Below are 16019 nucleotides of genomic sequence, written 5' to 3'. Positions count from 1 at the left end.
GCCCTCCCCGATCTTAGAGCGTGGCGTCGTCGAGCGGCACGCCCGCGCGGCGGTGCGCCGCCACCAGCGTGTTGCGCAACAGGACGGCGATGGTCATCGGCCCCACCCCGCCTGGCACAGGTGTGATCGCCCCGGCCACTTCGATTGCGGAGGCGAAGTCGACGTCGCCGACCAGCCCGCCTTCGACGCGGTTGATGCCGACGTCGATCACGGTCGCGCCGGGCTTCAGCCACTCGCCGCGCACGAAGTTCGGGCGCCCCACCGCCGCCACGACGATGTCGGCGCGTCCGACGTGCGCCGGCAGGTCCCGCGTGCGCGAATGGGCCAGCGTGACCGTGGCGCTGTCGGCGGTCAGCAAGGCCGCCATCGGCTTGCCGACGATGTTCGAGCGGCCGATCACCACGGCTTCCAGCCCCGACAGGTCGCCGAGCCGGTCGCGCAGCAGCATCAGGCAGCCGAGCGGCGTGCATGGAACGAACCCCGGCAGGCCGGAAGCGAGGCGGCCGGCGTTGACCGGATGGAAGCCGTCGACGTCCTTGTCCGGGTCGATGCGCAGCAGCACTGCGTCGGCATCCAGGTGGCGCGGCAGCGGCAGCTGCACCAGGATGCCGTCGACGGCAGGATCGGCGTTGAGCTGGTCGACCAGCGCCTCCAGCGTCGCCTGGTCCGTGTCGGCCGGCAGGCGGTGCTCGAAGCTCGCCATGCCGGCGGCGACCGTCGCCTTGCCCTTGGACCGGACGTACACGGCCGAGGCCGGATCCTCGCCCACCAGCACCACCGCAAGTCCCGCGGGACGGCCCGCGGCCTCGGCAAATGCTCCTGCGGCCTCGCCTACCCGGCCCCGCAACTTGGCCGCGAAGGCCTTCCCGTCGATGATGTCAGCGCTCATGCCTTGGTCGCATAGAGGCTCGCGGCCGTCTGTTCCAGCGTTGCGGTGTCGCCTTCCACCAGCAACCGCTTCACGCGCGCCGTGTCGCCGGCGACGAGCGTCACCGCGCGCCTGGGGACGCCGAAGCTGCGCGCGACCAGCTGCACCAGGGCAGCGTTGGCCGCCCCCTCGACCGGGGGCGCCGTCAGGCGGGCGGCGAAATGCTCGGCATCGCTGCCCCCGAACGCCTCACGCGAGGAACGCGGGGTCACCCGGACGGCGATGCGGAGGCCGTGCTTGTCGGGCGACCAGGCCGCCCCGCCCCGCATCAGATCGCGTAGGGCAGCGTCGCCCGGTAGAGCGCCGGCAGCACGATCGTCTGCAGGATGCCCATGGTCACCAGCACCGCCATCGGCGCGAGGTCGATCGCGCCCAGGTCCGGCAGGATCCGGCGGAACGGGCGATAGATCGGCTCGGTGATGACGTTCAGCGCCCGCCACACGCTGCGCACGAAGTCGCTGTGCGTGTTGATGACGTTGAAGGCGATCAGGATCGACAACACGAACTGGACGAAGATCACCCACCACAGGACGTTGAGCAGGTAGTCGATGATTTGAATCAGGACGTTCAACGGTGCGGCTCCGAAACGGTCTTGGGCAGCGATACCCTACCCGGACGGCAGCGGACAAGCGCCCGCTGCCCGGATGCGGAAGCGGTGCGCATCAGGCGCGCACCAGCGTACCTGCACCCTGGCGCGTGAAGATCTCCAGCAGCAGCCCGTGGGGGATGCGACCGTCCAGGATCACCGCCGCGTCCACGCCGGCGCCGACGGCGGCGACGCAGGTCTCGACCTTGGGGATCATGCCGCCGCGGATGGTGCCGTCTTCCTTCAAGGCGGCGATGTCCTTGGGCTGAAGGTCGGTCAGCAACTCGCCCGACTTGTCCATCACGCCCGGCACGTCGGTCAGCAGGAAGAAGCGGGCAGCCCCCAGCGCGCCGGCGATCGCGCCCGCCATGGTGTCGGCGTTGACGTTATAGGTATGGCCGTCCGCGCCCAGCGCCACCGGCGCCACGACGGGAATGAAGCCGTCGCGCGCCAGGCTGTTGAGCAGCGTCGGGTCGACCGCGACCGGTTCGCCGACGAAACCCAGGTCGACGTGCCGCTCGACGCCCGAATTGCGGTCGGGTTCGGTCCGCTGTACCTTCTCGGCGCGCACGAGGCCGGCGTCCTTGCCCGAGATACCGACCGCGCGCCCGCCAGCGGCAGCGATCCAGGACACGATTTCCTTGTTGATCTTGCCGGCCAGGACCATTTCCGCGACCTCGGCCGTGGCGGCATCGGTCACGCGCAGGCCGTCGACGAAGCGGGTCTCGACGCCCAGGCGCTTGAGCATCGCGCCGATCTGCGGGCCGCCGCCGTGCACCACCACCGGGTTGATGCCGACCGCCTTCAACAGCACCACGTCCTCGGCGAAGTCGCGCTGCAGCTCGGGATCGCCCATCGCGTGGCCGCCGTATTTCACGACAAAGGTCATGCCGGCGTAGCGCTGGAGATAGGGCAGCGCTTCGGTCAGCGTCTCCGCCTTGGCAAGCATCGCGGGATCGGGGGAATGGTCGGTCATGCGCGCGCCTGTAGCGCCAAGCGCGCGACACGCCAAAGATTTTGAGGGACGGCTACCGCGCCCGGCCTACCCGCGTACCCCGGCGAAGGCCGGGGCCCAGTTGCGGAGGCTCCCGAGAGTTGGCGCGCCCTCGCCGACGCGATCCCAACTGGGCCCCGGCCTCCGCCGGGGTACTCAAGAGAGGCCCAGCGGCGCGAGCCTCACCGCTTGCGCACGAACTCCGCGCGCAGGACGAGCCCCTTGATGCCTTCGTAGCGGCAGTCGATCTCCTGCGCGTCGCCGGTCAGGCGGATCGACTTGATGACGGTGCCGCGCTTCAGCGTCTGGTTCGCGCCTTTGACCTTCAGGTCCTTGACCAGCGTCACGCTGTCGCCGTCGGCGAGCAGGTTGCCCGCGGCATCCCGCACCTCGACGCCGCCGTTCGGCGATTCCGCCGGGGCGGCAGCGGCGGCGTCGGCCGGGCTGATCCACTCGCCGGTCGCCTCGTCATAGATATAGTCGTCGCTCATGCCGCCTGCTCCGCGCGGGTCCCGTCCAGCCAGCGGCCGAGCGCGACGAAGAAGTAGATGAGCGGCGGGACCAGCACGATCGAGAGCACCACCTTGGCGATCATCTGGCCGACGATCAGCTGGCCGATCGGGAACGCGCCGTAGAAGGCGATGGTGATGAAGATCAGCGTGTCGACGATCTGGGACAGGGCGCTGGCCGTTCCCGCCCGCAGCCACAGGAACTTGCCCACCCCGCGGCGCATCGCGGCAAAGATGGTGACGTTCAACGTCTGTGATACGCCATAGGCGACGATGCCCGCCCCCCAGATGCGCGGGGTCGCGCGCATCATCAACTCGAATGCCGCGAGCCGCTCCGGCTCCATCTCGGGCGCGGCCGGCACCGTCAGCACGGCGAGCAACAGCAGGATCGAGAAGATCAGCGGCACGAAGCCGAACTGCACCAGGCGGTTGGCCATGGCGCGGCCGTGCAGTTCCGCGACGGCGCTGGAGACGGTCACGAGCAACAGGAAGGCGAAGATACCCGCTTCGACGGCGAGCGGCCCGACGGCGACCTGCTTGTTGCCGAGCACGCCTGCGATGCAGACCATGCCGCCGTAGAAGATGGAGAACACGAACAACGACCGCGGCACCGCGGTGGAAGGATGGGGAGTCATTCGCGCGACGCTAGACGCTTTCCCGTGTCGGTCAATGCGCGCAACCGCCTGAAATGGAACGTCCCACGACGAAAGGACTGTTGCCGCGGGCGCCGCTTGGCCATAGTCCCGCCGCGCTTCTGCGCCAGAAGCTCGACGTGACCATCACTACGCCTGCCGAGCGGGCACGGGGCCGGAACCAGGAATGAACCGTTTTCTTATCGGCGTGGCCGGTATCGTCGTGATCCTTGCGATCGCCTTCGCAATCTCGACGAACCGCCGGGCCATCCGGCTGCGCGTCGTCGGCGCCGCCTTCGCGCTGCAGGTCGGCATCGCCGTGCTGGTGCTCTACGTGCCCTTCGGCCGCCGCCTGATCCAGGCCGCCGCCGCTGGCGTCTCCGCGCTGCTCGGCTATGCGCAGGCGGGCACCGACTTCGTGTTCGGCCCGCTCGCGCGGCCGGAGATGGGCGGCCACAGCTTCGCCATCTCGGCCCTGCCGGTCATCATCTTCTTCGCGGCACTGGTCTCGATCCTCTACCACCTGGGAGTGATGCAGTTCGTCGTCCGCTGGGTCGGCGGGGGCATCGAAAAGGTGACCGGCGTCTCCAAGGTCGAGTCGCTGTGCGCCGCGGCCAACATCTTCGTCGGCCAGAGCGAAGCGCCGCTGGTGATCCGCCCCTATCTTGCCACCCTCACCCCATCGCAGCTGTTCGCCGTGATGTCGGTGGGCATGGCGGGCGTCGCCGGCACGATCCTCGCGGCCTATGCCGCCTTCCTCGGCCCGCAGTCGCTCCCCTTCCTGCTCGCCGCCTCCTTCATGGCGGCACCCGGCGGGCTGCTGATGGCCAAGATCATCATGCCGGACGCGCCGATCGCCGCAAAGGATGCGGACGCGCAGGCGGACGAGGAGGCGGCGATCCGCGCGGCGGAAGTCAATCTCGAAGAGGAAAAGGCCGCCAACCTGATCATGGCGGCGGCCACGGGCGCGCAGATCGGCGTGAAGATCGCCGTCGCCGTCGGGGCCATGGTGCTCGCCTTCGTCGCGCTGGTCGCACTCGCCAACGGCCTTCTGGGGGCGGTGGGCGGCTGGTTCGGCCATCCGGAGCTCAGCTTCCAGATGATCATCGGCACCGTGTTCCAGCCGGTGATGTTCCTGCTCAACATCCCCTGGCACGAGGCAGGCATCGCCGGCGGCCTGTTCGGCAGCAAGGTCGTGCTGAACGAGTTCGTCTCGTTCATCGAGCTCGGCAACCTGCGCGACCAGCTGTCGCCGCGCACCGTCGCCATCGTCACCTTTGCGCTGTGCGGCTTCGCGAACTTCAGCTCCATCGCGATCCAGATGGCCGCGACCGGCAGCCTGGCGCCCAATCAGCGCCCGATGATCGCCAAGCTGGGCGTACGCGCACTGGTGGCCGGAAGCCTTGCGAACCTGATGTCGGCGGCCCTGGCCGGGCTGCTGCTGTCCTGAACCCGGGACGCAGCGGCCGGGCCTAGATCGTGTTCCGCTCGCACAGCGGCGCGTTGGTGAGCGTATCCAGGAAGCGCCGGCGCCACCACAGGACGTCCTCGTTGCGGACGTTGTCGAACATCGGCTTCCACCGGGCGATGCGCTCCTCGCGCGACATGCGCAGCGCCTTGTCGATGGCGTCGGCCACGTCCTCGGCGCTGTAGGGATTGCAGAGGACCGCCTGCGGCATCTGCGCAGCCGCACCCGCGAAGCGTGACAGGATCAGCACGCCGGGGTCATGCGGGTCCTGCGCCGCCACGAATTCCTTGGCCACCAGGTTCATGCCGTCGCGCAAGGGGGTGACGAGGCCGATCCGGGCCGCGCGGTAGATCCCCGCCAGCACGTCGCGCGGATAGCCCTGGTTGACGTAGCGGATCGGGACCCAGTCGATATCGGCATAGGCGCCGTTGATGCGCCCGGACATGGCGTCCAGATTGTCGCGAATATCGCGATAGCTCTGCACCGCAGTGCGCGACGGCGGCGCGATCTGCAGCAGATAGACCAGCGCGCGGCGATCGGCATGGTTCTGGAGGAACCGCTCATAGCCCGAGAAGCGCTCGGCAAGGCCCTTCGAATAGTCGAGCCGGTCGACGCCCACCATCATGCTGCGGCCAACCGCGCTTTCGAGCATGCGCAGCTGGGTCGCCTTAGCAACGGGGCCATTGGCAGCCTTGATGAAGGAGTCCGCGTCGATGCCGATCGGGCAGGCGATCGCACGGATGGTCCGGCCGCCCACGGTCACGCAGTCGCCGTCCGACAGCACGCCACCCATTTCCGTCACGACATAGTGGCGGAAGGATTCGAGCCACTCCTCCGTCTGGAAACCGACGACGTCATAGGCGAACAGCGATTCGACCAGCCGGCGATGCTGCGGAAGCGCGACCAGGAGGCGGGTCGGCGGCCAGGGGATGTGGAGAAAGAAGCCCATGCGGTTCTTCACGCCCTGCTGGCGCAGCACCCAACCGAGCGGGATCATGTGATAATCGTGGACCCACACCACGTCGTCCGGCTCGATATGCGGGCCGATCGCCTGGCCGAAGACGCGATTCACCCGCTCATAGCCGCCCTGGAAGTCGCGCTCGAACTCGGTGAGGTCGAGCCGATAGTGGAACAGCGGCCACAGCGTGCGGTTGGCGAAGCCGTCGTAATATTCTTCCACGTCCTGCTCGTACAGGTCCATGACCGCGGAGGTCACGCCCTCATAGGTCTCGAACCGGAGCTTGTGGTCCTCCCCGGTCTCGCCCGACCAGCCGAACCAGATGCCGTGCTCCTCGCGCAGCGCCGCCGTCAGCGCCACCGCAAGGCCGCCCTGTGCACCCCCTGCGTCGGCGGCGGTCGGCGCCTGCACGCGGTTCGAAATCACGATCAGGCGACTCATCGTACCTCCGTCCACGGCTTGCTGAGCAGCATCGCCGAATTGATCAGCCCCACCAGCGAATAGGTCTGGGGGTAATTGCCCCACAGCTCCCCGGTGCTTGGATCGATATCCTCCGAAAGAAGTCCTGCGGGCGTCCGCCGCTCGATCATCTCCTCCAGCAGGACGCGCGCGTCCTCGACACGCCCCGTCGCGTGCAATGCCTCGATGAGCCAGAAGGTGCAGACGTTGAAGGCAGTATGCGGCAGGCCGAAATCGTCTTCGGTCGCATAGCGCAGCATGTGCGATCCGCGGCGCAGGCCCGCCTCCACCGCCTCCAGCGTGCCGCGGAAGCGCGGGTCGTCGGGAGCGACGAAGCGCAGGTCGAGCAGCTGGATCAGGCTCGCGTCCAGATCGTCGCCGCTGAAGGTCGCCGACATGCGCTTCGTGTCCGGCCGCCACGCCGCCTGCTCGATGCGCTGCCGCATCGTGTCCGCACGGTCGCGCCAGAAGGCGGCACGATCCGCGAGCCCCAGGTGCTTCGCCACGCTTGCCAGCCGGTCGCATGCCGCCCAGCACATCGCGGCGGAATAGGTGTGCACGTGGCTGCGCGTGCGCAGTTCCCAAAGCCCCGCGTCGGGCTTGTCGAACGCCTCAAAGGCGCGCTCGCCTACCGGCTCCAGCGCCTCGAAGTCGCCCTGCCCGGCGATCCGGAACAGCCGCTGGTCGAAAAAGGCCTGGGCGTTCGACAGCACGATCTGCCCATAGGCGTCGTGCTGAACCTGCTCATAGGCCTGGTTGCCGACGCGGACCGGGCCCATCCCGCGATAGCCGGGGAGACTCTCCGCAATGCGCTCGGGAAGCTGCGCCTCGCCACCCACACCATAGAGCGGCTGGATGTGCCCGCCCTTGGCGTTGTCGACAATGTTGCGCAGATATTCGAGATAGCCCTCCAGCACGTCGAGCGCGCCGAGGCGGTTGAGCGCCTGCACCGTGTAATAGGCATCGCGGATCCAGCAGAAGCGATAATCCCAGTTGCGCTGCGACCCCGCATGCTCGGGGATGGAAGTGGTGAGCGCCGCGACGATGGCGCCGGTCTCCTCGTGCTGGCAGAGCTTCAGCGTGATCGCCGCGCGGATCACGGCATCCTGCCACTCCGCCGGCGTGGCGAGATCCCGCACCCAATGCCGCCATTCGCGCACCGTCCGGTCGAGCATCGCATCGATCGCGGTCGGGATCGCGGCCGCGAAGCTCTCGTCCGGCCCCAGGAAGAAATAGAGCGGGCGCTCTACCCGGAACAGGCGCTCCTCCTCGATCCAGCCGATCGGCGCGTTGCTCGACAGCCGCAGCGTCATGTCGTTCAGCAGGTAGCGAATATGGTTGCTGCCCCGCGTCCGCTCGGGCGATTGCGCGCCCCAGTCGCGCGCCGGGCGCAGCCGCACGCGCACCCGCGGCGATCCCGCCACCGGCCGGACGATGCGGCAGAAGGCCACCGGCCGATACATGCGCCCGTTGCGGCGAAAGCGCGGCGCGAAGTCGACCACCTCGATGGCGTTGCCGTCGGCGTCGCTGTGCCGGGTGATCAGCACCGGGGTGTTGCGGACGTAGGACTGGCGGGTCTCGACGCAGCCTTCGAGGTCGATGTCCCAGAAGCCGCTCGAACCCTCCTCGCCACCCCGGGGCCGGTCGTCGAGCAGCGAGCAGAAGGTCGGCTCACCGTCGACACGCGGGACGCATCCCCAGACGAAGCGGCCGGCCCGATCGACCAGCGCGGACACCTGGCAGTTGCCGATCGGCCAGAGATCGAGCGTCGCCGTCAAGCCGCCGCCTCCAGCCAGCGGCGCAGACTCCACACGTCCTCGATCCGGAACCGGGCCGCGGTATCGCGCGGGCTGCCGATCAGGATGCCGGCACCGCCATGACGGGCACACAACACGAAGCCGGGCTCGTCGGTCAGGTCGTCGCCGACGAAGATCGGCGCATGGCCGAGGAACGGCGCATCCTCCAGCAGCGCGGCGATCGCGGTGCCCTTGTCATGGCCGGCCATGCGCAGCTCGGCCATCATCTTCCCGTGCTGTACCTCTAGCCCGTCATGCCGTGCGAAGGCCTCCACCAGCGCCCGGGCCTCCGCCTCCACTTCGGGCGCCATGCGGTAGTGGATGGCGACCCCCAGCGACTTCACCTCGATGACGACGCCGGGGCGATTCCCGAAGCGCTCCGTGAACGCAGCCTCGGCGGTCTCCAGTGCCGCAGGGCGCTCCGGCCGGACGATCGCGCCGCCGGCGCGGCGGATCTCCGCGCCATGGCTGCCCACGACCGCGATCCGCCCAAGCGAACGACCGAGAAAGTCGTCGATCTGCGCGATCGAGCGCCCGCTGACGATCGCCACGCGCCCGTCGAGCCGCTCGCCCAGGCGTTGCAGCAGCGTGTGGAGCGCCTCGTCGACGGCGACGCCGTCCGGCCGCTGGGCCAGTTCCACCAGCGTCCCGTCGAAATCCAGGAACAGGCTTGCATCACGAAGCAGAGAAAATGGAGGCTCGACCAGAGCCGCGGACGCCGACGAAACTTGCATGCCTCTCCTAACCCCACAGCCGCGCATTCGTTTCGCGCAGTCGACCATTTCGTCCCAGGAACGACCTTTAGCGCCCCCGCATGCGCTCGACCACTGGGGGGGCAGGCGTATCCGCCTCACGCTCGCTTTCCGTGCTCCCGCGAAAGCGGGAGCCCAGGGTTCCAGGGACTGCCCGCCGTTGCTCTGCTTGGCCCTGGATCCGCGCCTGCGCGGGGATACGGAGTGCTGGGCTACCGTTGGCAGCCCAGCAGAAGCCTCACCCCGCCGGTCGCCTACCGCGTCGGCACCGGCTCCGCGCCCGTGTAGTCATAGAAGCCGCGCTTGGTCTTGCGGCCATACCAGCCGGCTTCGACATACTTCACCAGCAGCGGCGCGGGCCGGAACTTGGGGTCCCCCGTCCCCTCGAACAGCACGCGCGTGATCTCCAGGCAGGTGTCCAGCCCGATGAAGTCGGCGAGTGTGAACGGCCCCATCGGGTGGTTGAGCCCGAGCTGGCAGGCGGCGTCGATGTCGGGGATCGTCGCCACGCCCTCTCCCAGCGCAAAGCATGCCTCGTTGAGCATCGGCATCAGCACGCGATTGACGATGAAGCCGGGCGCGTCGTTCGCATGGACGATGCGCTTGCCCAGCGACCGGCCGAACGCCTCGACGCGCGACACCGTCTCGTCAGAGGTCGCGAGCCCGCGGATCAGTTCGATCAGCCCCATGACCGGCACGGGATTGAAGAAGTGCACGCCCATGAAGCGAGCCGGATCGGGCGAAGCCTGCGCCAGGCGGGTGATCGGGATCGACGAGGTGTTGCTCGCCAGGATCGCATCGGGACCCAGCACCTTGCCCACCTCGGCAAAGATCGCGCGCTTGATCGCCTCACGCTCGGTGGCCGCCTCGATGACCAGGTCGCAGGGCGCCATGGCGGCGACGTCGCCTACCGCTTCGATGCGCCCGAGCGCCGCATCGCGATCTTCGGCGGTAATCTTTTCCTTCTCGACGGCGCGGGCAAGCTGCTTGGCGATCCCCGCCTTGCCTGCTTCGGCGCGCTCGACCGACACGTCCGACAGCAGCACGCGATAGCCGGCTTGCGCCGCCACCTGGGCGATCCCCGCCCCCATCTGCCCTGCGCCGATCACTCCGACTGCCTGCATCATCCATCCTCCTGTCTTTGACGGGGGCAATAGCGGGTTTCGACGGCCGGCACAGCGCGATAGTGTCGCCCCATGCACCGCCTCTCCCTGCTCGCCTGCCTTTTCCTCCTGCCTCTCGCCGGCTGCGGCGACGATTCCGCGCCTGCCAACGCCCAGCCGGGCCAGACCGCCGCTGCGCCCCAGCCGCTTGCCCAGACACCGCAGCAGGCGGATGCGGACAGTCACGCTTCCCCGAAGCCTGCCGAGACCAAGACGTTCCGGGACTGGATCGTCGGCTGCGACAATGGGCTTGCGTGCCGGGCCGTGGCGCTTGCGCCGGAAGACGAGATCCAGCCGACGCTGATGCTGACCCTCGACCGTGCGGCGGGACCGGGAGCGGTGCCCGAGGTGCATATCACGGGACAGAAGGAGCGCCTGCCGCCGGTCACCATCTCGGTAGGCGGGACGCAACTCGCCAAGGGCGGCACGGCAGCCGATGGCGCGGTGCAATTCGACGGCGCCGATGCGGAACGGATCGCGGCCGCGCTCGGCAACGGACGGCGGCTCGCTGTCTCGGACGGCACGGGCAAGGCGATCGGCACGGTGAGCCTGTCGGGCGCCGCCGCCGCACTTCGCTGGATGGACGAACGGCAGGGACGCGCCGGCACCAGCGGCGCACTGGTCGCGCGCGGGAGCAAGGCGGATACGGCCCCCGCCCCCGCACTTCCGGTGATCCGGGCCGTGCCGGTACGCGGGGAAGCCGCACTGCTCGATCCCGCCCGCGTCGCGGCCATGAAACGCGAGGCGGGATGCGAAACCGATCGCGACCTCGGCCCGCCGCAGGCCAAGCCGCTCGGCGACCGCACCCTCGTCCTGCTCCCCTGCTCGTCGGGCGCCTATAACCTGATGATGGCGGTGTTCACCGTGCGCGACGGCAAGCACACCCCGGCGCAGTTCGACGCGCCGTCGGGCATGTCCGAAGACGACTCGCCGATCCAGAACGTGGTCGACGGCAGCTTCGAGAATGAGGTGCTCACCAGCTTCGCGCGGGGCCGTGGGCTCGGCGACTGCGGCATCCGCCAGGAGTTCGTCTGGGACGGCACCCGCTTCCGCCTCTCCCGACAGGAGGAGATGCCGGAGTGCCGCGGCAGCAAGGTGTACCTGCCGACGTGGCGCGCCCGGGTCGTGCGCTGAGGCGCTAGGGCGCAGTCGCGAAGGGCTGCGCCTCCGCCAGGATCAGCGCGAACCAGCCCTGCTCGTCGGACCATTCGCCGATCGGGGTCCAGCCCCCGGCGCGCAGCAGCACGCGGGCACCGCGCTCCCCATATTTGTGGCTGTTCTCGGTGTGGATCGTCTCGCCCGCGCCGATCTCGAACGATTGGCCAGCGACGGTGAAGCGCAGGTTGCGCGTCGCTTCCAGATGCATCTCGATGCGGGAGGCGGCGTCGTTCCAGATCGCCCGGTGGACGAAGTGCGCGACCGGGATCGTCCCCTCCAGCTCGCGGTTGATCCGTTCGAGCAGGTTGCAGTTGAAGGCAGCGGTGACGCCCTGGGCGTCGTCATAGGCGGGAACCAGCACCGCCTCCGGCTTCACCCGGTCGATCCCGATCAGCAGCTGCGCGCCCTGCCCAAGCGATCCGCGCATCGCCCGCAGCAGGTCGACCGCGGCATGGGGCTCCATGTTGCCGATCGTCGAGCCGGGAAAAAAGCCGAGCTTGGGCTGGCCGTCGACGGCGCCGGGCAGCGTCACGGGGCGAAGGAAGTCCGCCTCCAGCGGCAGGACCGGCAGGGTCGGGAATGCCTGCTGCAACTCGGCGGCGGAGTCGCGAAGGAAGTCACCCGAGATGTCGATCGGCACATAAGCGGCGGGTGCGATGCCGCCCAGCAGGATGGGTGTCTTGGCCGAGGAACCCGACCCGAACTCCACCACCGCACGGCCCGCCCCGCACAGCGCCGCGACCTCCGTCACCGCCTGGTGGAGCAGCGCAGTTTCGGTCCGGGTCGGGTAGTATTCCGGCAGCCGGGTGATTTCCTCGAACAGCTCCGATCCGCGGCGGTCGTAGAACCAGCGCGCCGGAATCGCACGCGGGCGCATGGAAAGGCCGGCGAGCACGTCGGCGCGGAAGCGCGGGTCGACGGCGGCCGGCGCGGCAGCGTGGTGTCCTGGCATCAGGGGGATCAAAGGTCCTTCGCGAGCCGCACGCCGGTGAACTGCCAGCGCTGGTGCGGGTAGAAGAAGTTGCGGTAGCTGGCGCGCAGGTGCCCGCGCGGCGTGGCGCAGGAGCCTCCGCGCAGCACGAACTGGCTGCTCATGAACTTGCCGTTGTACTCGCCGACCGCGCCCTCGGCCGCGTGGAACCCCGGATAGGGACGGTAGGCGCTGCCGGTCCATTCCCACACATCGCCGAAGAAGGCGGGAGCGGCCGCGGCGGGACGCGGCTCGACCGGCCCGGCCCCGTCCAGCTGGTTACCGCCGCAGGCATCCTCACCCGCGGCTGCCGCTTCCCACTCCTGCTCGGTCGGCAGGCGTGCGCCCGCCCAGCTGGCATAGGCATCCGCTTCAAAGAAGCTGACATGCGTGACCGGGGCGGCAGGATCGATCGGACGCCGTCCATCCAGCCCGAAGCGGGTCCAGCCGCCGCCCTCGCCTTCCGCCCAATAGAGCGGCGTGGTGATCCCCTCGCGCTGCACCCAGGCCCAGCCGTCCGACAGCCAGTGGCGCGGCTCGCGGTAGCCGCCGTCGGCAATGAAGGCCGCCCACTCGCCATTGGTGACGGTACGATCCCCGATCGCATGGGGGTTCAGCAGCACCCGGTGGCGCGGCCCCTCGCAATCGAAGGCGAAGCCCCCGCCATCATGCCCCACCTCGACGATGCCGCCGCCATGCTCGATCCAGCCGGTGGGCGGCGGCACCGCGACCGGCTGTTTGCGCGGCGCAGGCCACAGCGCCGGCTCGATCGGGTTCTCGGAGAAGAGGTGCAGGATGTCGGTGAGCAGCAGTTCCTGGTGCTGCTGTTCGTGGTGGCAACCGAGCTCGACCAGCTCCAAGGCGTACGGCGGCAGGCGCGCCCAGTGCGCCAGCACGGCCTCGGTCACCGCGCGGCGATAGGCGAGCACCTCCGCGAGCGTCGGGCGAGTCACCATGCCGCGGCGGGCGCGGGCATGCCGCTTTCCCTCTGCCTCGTAATAGCTGTTGAACAGGAAGGGGAAGCGCGGATCGTGCAGCGTGTAGCCCGGCACATGGTCCCGCAGCACGAAGGTTTCGAAGAACCAGCTGGTGTGCGCCAGATGCCATTTCGCGGGCGACGCGTCGGGCATCGACTGGACGCTGGCGTCGGCATCCGAGAGCGGTGCGACCAGCGCCTCGCTCAAGGCGCGCACCCCGGCGAACCGACTCTGGAGCGGGGGATACGCAGGCTCGTACTGAATGTCCTGCATCGCCCGCCGCTTCGCCTATCGTTGTGCCCCTGGAACCCAGAGAACGTCTCCGGCCCCGGCTTGGTTCACCCAGCGGGCGGCGACGAACAGATAATCGGACAGACGATTGAGATAGGCGAGCGCCAGCGGGTTCAGCATCGCATCCTGGGTAGCGGCAACCGCGCTACGCTCGGCGCGCCGGGCGATGGCGCGCGCGAGGTGGAGAGCGGACGCGGACGCGTCCCCTGCCGGCAACACGAAGCTGGTGAGCGGGCTCAGCTCGTCGTTCAGCCGATCGATCTCCTGCTCCAGGCGGGTGACCTGAGAGGCGACGATGCGAAGCGCCGCGCCCGGCGCTTCCCCTTCCACCAGCGGAGTGGCGATGTCCGCGCCCAGGTCGAACAGGTCGTTCTGGATCCGCGCCAGTGCTTCCTCGACGATGCCGTGCCCCAGTGCCGTGCGCGCGACGCCGATGGCGCTGTTCGCCTCGTCCACGTCGCCGATCGCCGTCATGCGCAAGGAAGACTTCGCAACCCGCGAACCGTCGGCCAGGCCGCTGGTGCCGTCGTCACCGGTGCGGGTGTAGATCTTGTTGAGCTTGACCATCAGGTGCGCCCCGCCGCGAACAGGATCAGTACCACAATCAGGATGGCGATCGCCTGGAACAGGATCCGCGCCTGCATCATCTTGTTCGATTTCACGCTCGCCGCACTCGGCCCCTGCCCCCGCGCCTCCTCACCGGAGGTCTTCAGGAACGTGACGACGCCACGGACCAGCGCAACCACCGTCGCGATCATCGCCGCGATCAGGAGCAGGACGAGAAACGTGTTCATGCGGGGAGCCTAGGCGCTTGCCAGCGCGAAGCCAAGCGGCAGGCGCTCCGCCCTCAGCTCGCCTGCGAGTGCCCGCCCATCGACGCCCGCCAGCCGCAGGGACTCCAGCGTCGGCGCGCCATGGCGCTTGGCGAGCCGCTCGCCATCGCTGCCCACCAGCAGCCGGTGGTGATGGTAGAAGGGGGTCGGCAGGGCGAGCAGCGCCTGGAGCAGGCGATGGACATGGGTCGCCGCAAACAGGTCGCGGCCGCGTACCACGTCGGTGACGCCTTGTGCCGCGTCGTCCACGGTCACCGCCAGGTGATAGCTGACGCCCGCGTCCTTACGGGCGAGCACGACATCGCCTTGACCCTGCGGATCAGCGCGCACCACGCCCGCATAAGCATCGTGCCATTCGAGCGGGCCGGCGACCGCTACCGCGCGCGCCATGTCGATCCGCCAGGCGTGCGGCTCGACCGCGAGCCGGCGGGCGCGGACATCGGGCGCAAGCTCGCGGCAGGTTCCCGGGTAGACCGGCCCGTCGCTGCCGTGGGGAGCGGATGCGCTTGCCGCCACTTCGCGCGCGATGTCGGCGCGGGTGCAAAAACACGGATAGACCAGCCCCTGCGCCTTCAGCCGGTCGAGCGCCTCGGCGTAGATCGGCAGCCGTTGCGACTGGAACAGCACCGGCCCGTCGTGATCGAGCCCCAGCCAGGCGAGGTCCGCCAGGATCCCCTCGACATGCTCGGGCCGGCTGCGGCCCTGGTCGATGTCCTCGATGCGGAGCAGGAAGCGGCCGTCGCTCGCCCGCGCCAGCGCATGGGCCTGCACCGCCGACCAGGCGTGTCCCAGGTGCAGCCGTCCCGTGGGGCTCGGCGCGAAGCGACTGGTGCGGCTCATGCAACTCCCCCTTGACCGGCCCTGTTGGCCCATGCTGTCATGCCCTTGTCACCACGCGCTGTCATAGGCAGCCGGGAACGAGGGCGAGGGGAACGCATGTTTCATCCCGATCTGATGCGCCATCCGGACAGTTGCCCGGCCCTTGTGCTGAACGCCGACTATACGCCGCTCAGCTACTATCCCTTGAGCTTGTGGCCCTGGCAAACCGCGATCAAGGCGGTATTCCTCGACCGGGTCGACATCGTCGCCCATTACGAACGCGAAGTACACAGCCCCACCGCCTCGCTGAAGCTTCCTTCGGTGATCGCGCTCAAGCAATATGTCCGCCCCTCCGCCTTTCCCGCCTTCACCCGCTTCAACCTGTTCCTGCGCGACCGTTTCGCCTGCCAGTACTGCGGCGCGCCCAAGGATCTGACCTTCGACCACGTCGTACCGCGTGCGCAGGGCGGCCGCACCACCTGGGAGAATGTCGTCACCGCCTGCGCGCCGTGCAACCTCAGAAAGGGCGGCCGCACCCCCGCCCAGGCAGCCATGCCGCTCCACATCGCGCCGATCCGCCCGACCAATTGGCAGTTGCAGGAACACGGCCGCCGCTTCCCGCCCAACCACCTGCACGATACCTGGCACGACTGGCTCTACTGGGACGCCGAGCTGGAGGCCTGAGGGCCGGGCCGGTCAAGCCAGCCACGTCTCGCACCCCCACCT

At 69.1% G+C, this 16019-nt stretch carries 19 protein-coding genes; 4 read left to right on the top strand and 15 right to left on the bottom strand.

Features of this window, described 5'->3' with window-relative positions:
• Positions 1-13 precede the first annotated feature (13 nt).
• From folD to MHZ35_RS06695, 6 genes are all read right to left on the bottom strand, one after another.
• Positions 14-889: a bifunctional methylenetetrahydrofolate dehydrogenase/methenyltetrahydrofolate cyclohydrolase FolD gene (gene folD / locus MHZ35_RS06720; protein ID WP_239434916.1), complete on the bottom strand. Its 876-nt coding sequence runs from the start codon at positions 887-889 to the stop codon at positions 14-16.
• Positions 886-1197, bottom strand: a complete 312-nt coding sequence (locus MHZ35_RS06715) for a DUF167 domain-containing protein (RefSeq protein WP_239434915.1) — start codon at positions 1195-1197, stop codon at positions 886-888. Before MHZ35_RS06715 ends, folD begins: the two co-directional genes overlap by 4 nt.
• Positions 1197-1499 (bottom strand): YggT family protein, encoded by a 303-nt coding sequence (locus tag MHZ35_RS06710; RefSeq protein WP_125961655.1) that lies wholly within the window; start codon positions 1497-1499, stop codon positions 1197-1199. The genes MHZ35_RS06715 and MHZ35_RS06710 overlap by 1 nt, the downstream gene beginning before the upstream one ends.
• Positions 1500-1590: 91 nt before the next feature.
• Complete coding sequence (gene argB, locus MHZ35_RS06705; protein ID WP_239434914.1) at positions 1591-2490, bottom strand: acetylglutamate kinase; 900 nt, start codon at positions 2488-2490, stop codon at positions 1591-1593.
• 200 nt (positions 2491-2690) lie between these two features.
• Positions 2691-2999, bottom strand: coding sequence for an alkylphosphonate utilization protein (locus tag MHZ35_RS06700; protein WP_239434913.1), 309 nt, complete (start codon positions 2997-2999; stop codon positions 2691-2693).
• Positions 2996-3652 (bottom strand): queuosine precursor transporter, encoded by a 657-nt coding sequence (locus MHZ35_RS06695; protein WP_239434912.1) that lies wholly within the window; start codon positions 3650-3652, stop codon positions 2996-2998. The genes MHZ35_RS06700 and MHZ35_RS06695 overlap by 4 nt, the downstream gene beginning before the upstream one ends.
• A 53-nt stretch (positions 3653-3705) precedes the next feature.
• Between MHZ35_RS06695 and MHZ35_RS18005 the strand changes: the two genes are divergently transcribed.
• On the top strand, positions 3706-3840 hold the full coding sequence (locus MHZ35_RS18005) for a hypothetical protein (protein ID WP_272695210.1): 135 nt from the start codon (positions 3706-3708) through the stop codon (positions 3838-3840).
• Positions 3837-5099: a NupC/NupG family nucleoside CNT transporter gene (locus MHZ35_RS06690; protein ID WP_239434911.1), complete on the top strand. Its 1263-nt coding sequence runs from the start codon at positions 3837-3839 to the stop codon at positions 5097-5099. Before MHZ35_RS18005 ends, MHZ35_RS06690 begins: the two co-directional genes overlap by 4 nt.
• Positions 5100-5121: 22 nt before the next feature.
• Here MHZ35_RS06690 and MHZ35_RS06685 read toward each other — a convergent pair whose 3' ends face one another.
• The 4 genes from MHZ35_RS06685 to MHZ35_RS06670 all read right to left on the bottom strand — a co-directional run bounded on the left by MHZ35_RS06685 (position 5122) and on the right by MHZ35_RS06670 (position 10206).
• Positions 5122-6516, bottom strand: a complete 1395-nt coding sequence (locus MHZ35_RS06685; RefSeq protein WP_239434910.1) for an alpha,alpha-trehalose-phosphate synthase (UDP-forming) — start codon at positions 6514-6516, stop codon at positions 5122-5124.
• The gene (locus MHZ35_RS06680) at positions 6513-8312 is read right to left on the bottom strand and encodes a glycoside hydrolase family 15 protein (RefSeq protein WP_239434909.1); all 1800 of its coding nucleotides are present in this window, start codon (positions 8310-8312) and stop codon (positions 6513-6515) included. The genes MHZ35_RS06685 and MHZ35_RS06680 overlap by 4 nt, the downstream gene beginning before the upstream one ends.
• Positions 8309-9064 carry a trehalose-phosphatase gene (gene otsB, locus MHZ35_RS06675; protein WP_239434908.1) on the bottom strand — a complete coding sequence of 252 codons (756 nt, stop codon included), beginning with the start codon at positions 9062-9064 and terminating at the stop codon, positions 8309-8311. The genes MHZ35_RS06680 and otsB overlap by 4 nt, the downstream gene beginning before the upstream one ends.
• 272 nt (positions 9065-9336) lie before the next feature.
• Positions 9337-10206: a 3-hydroxybutyryl-CoA dehydrogenase gene (locus MHZ35_RS06670; protein ID WP_239434983.1), complete on the bottom strand. Its 870-nt coding sequence runs from the start codon at positions 10204-10206 to the stop codon at positions 9337-9339.
• Positions 10207-10278: 72 nt separating this feature from the next.
• Here MHZ35_RS06670 and MHZ35_RS06665 point away from each other — a divergent pair, with 72 nt between their 5' ends.
• Entirely contained in the window at positions 10279-11379 is a 1101-nt protein-coding gene (locus tag MHZ35_RS06665) for a DUF1176 domain-containing protein (RefSeq protein ID WP_239434907.1), read from the top strand.
• A 4-nt stretch (positions 11380-11383) separates the two neighbouring features.
• Here the strand turns inward: MHZ35_RS06665 and egtD are convergent, their stop codons facing one another.
• Genes egtD through gluQRS form a run of 5 tightly spaced genes read right to left on the bottom strand, consistent with a single transcriptional unit; the run spans position 11384 to position 15314 of the window.
• The gene (gene egtD, locus MHZ35_RS06660) at positions 11384-12355 is read right to left on the bottom strand and encodes an L-histidine N(alpha)-methyltransferase (RefSeq protein WP_239434906.1); all 972 of its coding nucleotides are present in this window, start codon (positions 12353-12355) and stop codon (positions 11384-11386) included.
• 8 nt (positions 12356-12363) lie between these two features.
• Positions 12364-13623: an ergothioneine biosynthesis protein EgtB gene (gene egtB / locus MHZ35_RS06655; RefSeq protein ID WP_239434905.1), complete on the bottom strand. Its 1260-nt coding sequence runs from the start codon at positions 13621-13623 to the stop codon at positions 12364-12366.
• A 15-nt stretch (positions 13624-13638) separates the two neighbouring features.
• Positions 13639-14208: a cob(I)yrinic acid a,c-diamide adenosyltransferase gene (locus MHZ35_RS06650; protein WP_239434904.1), complete on the bottom strand. Its 570-nt coding sequence runs from the start codon at positions 14206-14208 to the stop codon at positions 13639-13641.
• Positions 14208-14435 (bottom strand): twin transmembrane helix small protein, encoded by a 228-nt coding sequence (locus tag MHZ35_RS06645; RefSeq protein WP_239434903.1) that lies wholly within the window; start codon positions 14433-14435, stop codon positions 14208-14210. The genes MHZ35_RS06650 and MHZ35_RS06645 overlap by 1 nt, the downstream gene beginning before the upstream one ends.
• 9 nt (positions 14436-14444) lie before the next feature.
• Complete coding sequence (gene gluQRS, locus MHZ35_RS06640; protein ID WP_239434902.1) at positions 14445-15314, bottom strand: tRNA glutamyl-Q(34) synthetase GluQRS; 870 nt, start codon at positions 15312-15314, stop codon at positions 14445-14447.
• A gap of 96 nt (positions 15315-15410) precedes the next feature.
• On the opposite strand from gluQRS, the gene MHZ35_RS06635 reads away from it, so the two are divergent.
• Positions 15411-15977: an HNH endonuclease gene (locus MHZ35_RS06635; RefSeq protein ID WP_239434901.1), complete on the top strand. Its 567-nt coding sequence runs from the start codon at positions 15411-15413 to the stop codon at positions 15975-15977.
• The last annotated feature ends 42 nt before the right edge of the window (positions 15978-16019 follow it).

It is taken from the genome of Sphingomonas sp. ACRSK (assembly GCF_022346685.1).
GTDB classification, from domain to species: domain Bacteria; phylum Pseudomonadota; class Alphaproteobacteria; order Sphingomonadales; family Sphingomonadaceae; genus Sphingomonas; species Sphingomonas molluscorum.
Note: the sequence above shows the minus strand (reverse complement) of the source record. Positions and strands in the feature narration are given on the sequence as shown.

Coding starts and splice junctions, on each gene's coding strand:
- MHZ35_RS06685 (WP_239434910.1), bottom strand. CDS start 6,516: ATGAGTCGCCTGATCGTGATTTCGAACCGCGTGCAGGCGCCGACCGCC.
- folD (WP_239434916.1), bottom strand. CDS start 889: ATGAGCGCTGACATCATCGACGGGAAGGCCTTCGCGGCCAAGTTGCGG.
- MHZ35_RS06645 (WP_239434903.1), bottom strand. CDS start 14,435: ATGAACACGTTTCTCGTCCTGCTCCTGATCGCGGCGATGATCGCGACG.
- MHZ35_RS06670 (WP_239434983.1), bottom strand. CDS start 10,206: ATGCAGGCAGTCGGAGTGATCGGCGCAGGGCAGATGGGGGCGGGGATC.
- MHZ35_RS06695 (WP_239434912.1), bottom strand. CDS start 3,652: ATGACTCCCCATCCTTCCACCGCGGTGCCGCGGTCGTTGTTCGTGTTC.
- argB (WP_239434914.1), bottom strand. CDS start 2,490: ATGACCGACCATTCCCCCGATCCCGCGATGCTTGCCAAGGCGGAGACG.
- egtD (WP_239434906.1), bottom strand. CDS start 12,355: ATGCCAGGACACCACGCTGCCGCGCCGGCCGCCGTCGACCCGCGCTTC.
- gluQRS (WP_239434902.1), bottom strand. CDS start 15,314: ATGAGCCGCACCAGTCGCTTCGCGCCGAGCCCCACGGGACGGCTGCAC.
- MHZ35_RS06635 (WP_239434901.1), top strand. CDS start 15,411: ATGTTTCATCCCGATCTGATGCGCCATCCGGACAGTTGCCCGGCCCTT.
- MHZ35_RS06690 (WP_239434911.1), top strand. CDS start 3,837: ATGAACCGTTTTCTTATCGGCGTGGCCGGTATCGTCGTGATCCTTGCG.
- otsB (WP_239434908.1), bottom strand. CDS start 9,064: ATGCAAGTTTCGTCGGCGTCCGCGGCTCTGGTCGAGCCTCCATTTTCT.
- MHZ35_RS18005 (WP_272695210.1), top strand. CDS start 3,706: ATGGAACGTCCCACGACGAAAGGACTGTTGCCGCGGGCGCCGCTTGGC.
- MHZ35_RS06700 (WP_239434913.1), bottom strand. CDS start 2,999: ATGAGCGACGACTATATCTATGACGAGGCGACCGGCGAGTGGATCAGC.
- MHZ35_RS06715 (WP_239434915.1), bottom strand. CDS start 1,197: ATGCGGGGCGGGGCGGCCTGGTCGCCCGACAAGCACGGCCTCCGCATC.
- MHZ35_RS06650 (WP_239434904.1), bottom strand. CDS start 14,208: ATGGTCAAGCTCAACAAGATCTACACCCGCACCGGTGACGACGGCACC.
- MHZ35_RS06665 (WP_239434907.1), top strand. CDS start 10,279: ATGCACCGCCTCTCCCTGCTCGCCTGCCTTTTCCTCCTGCCTCTCGCC.
- egtB (WP_239434905.1), bottom strand. CDS start 13,623: ATGCAGGACATTCAGTACGAGCCTGCGTATCCCCCGCTCCAGAGTCGG.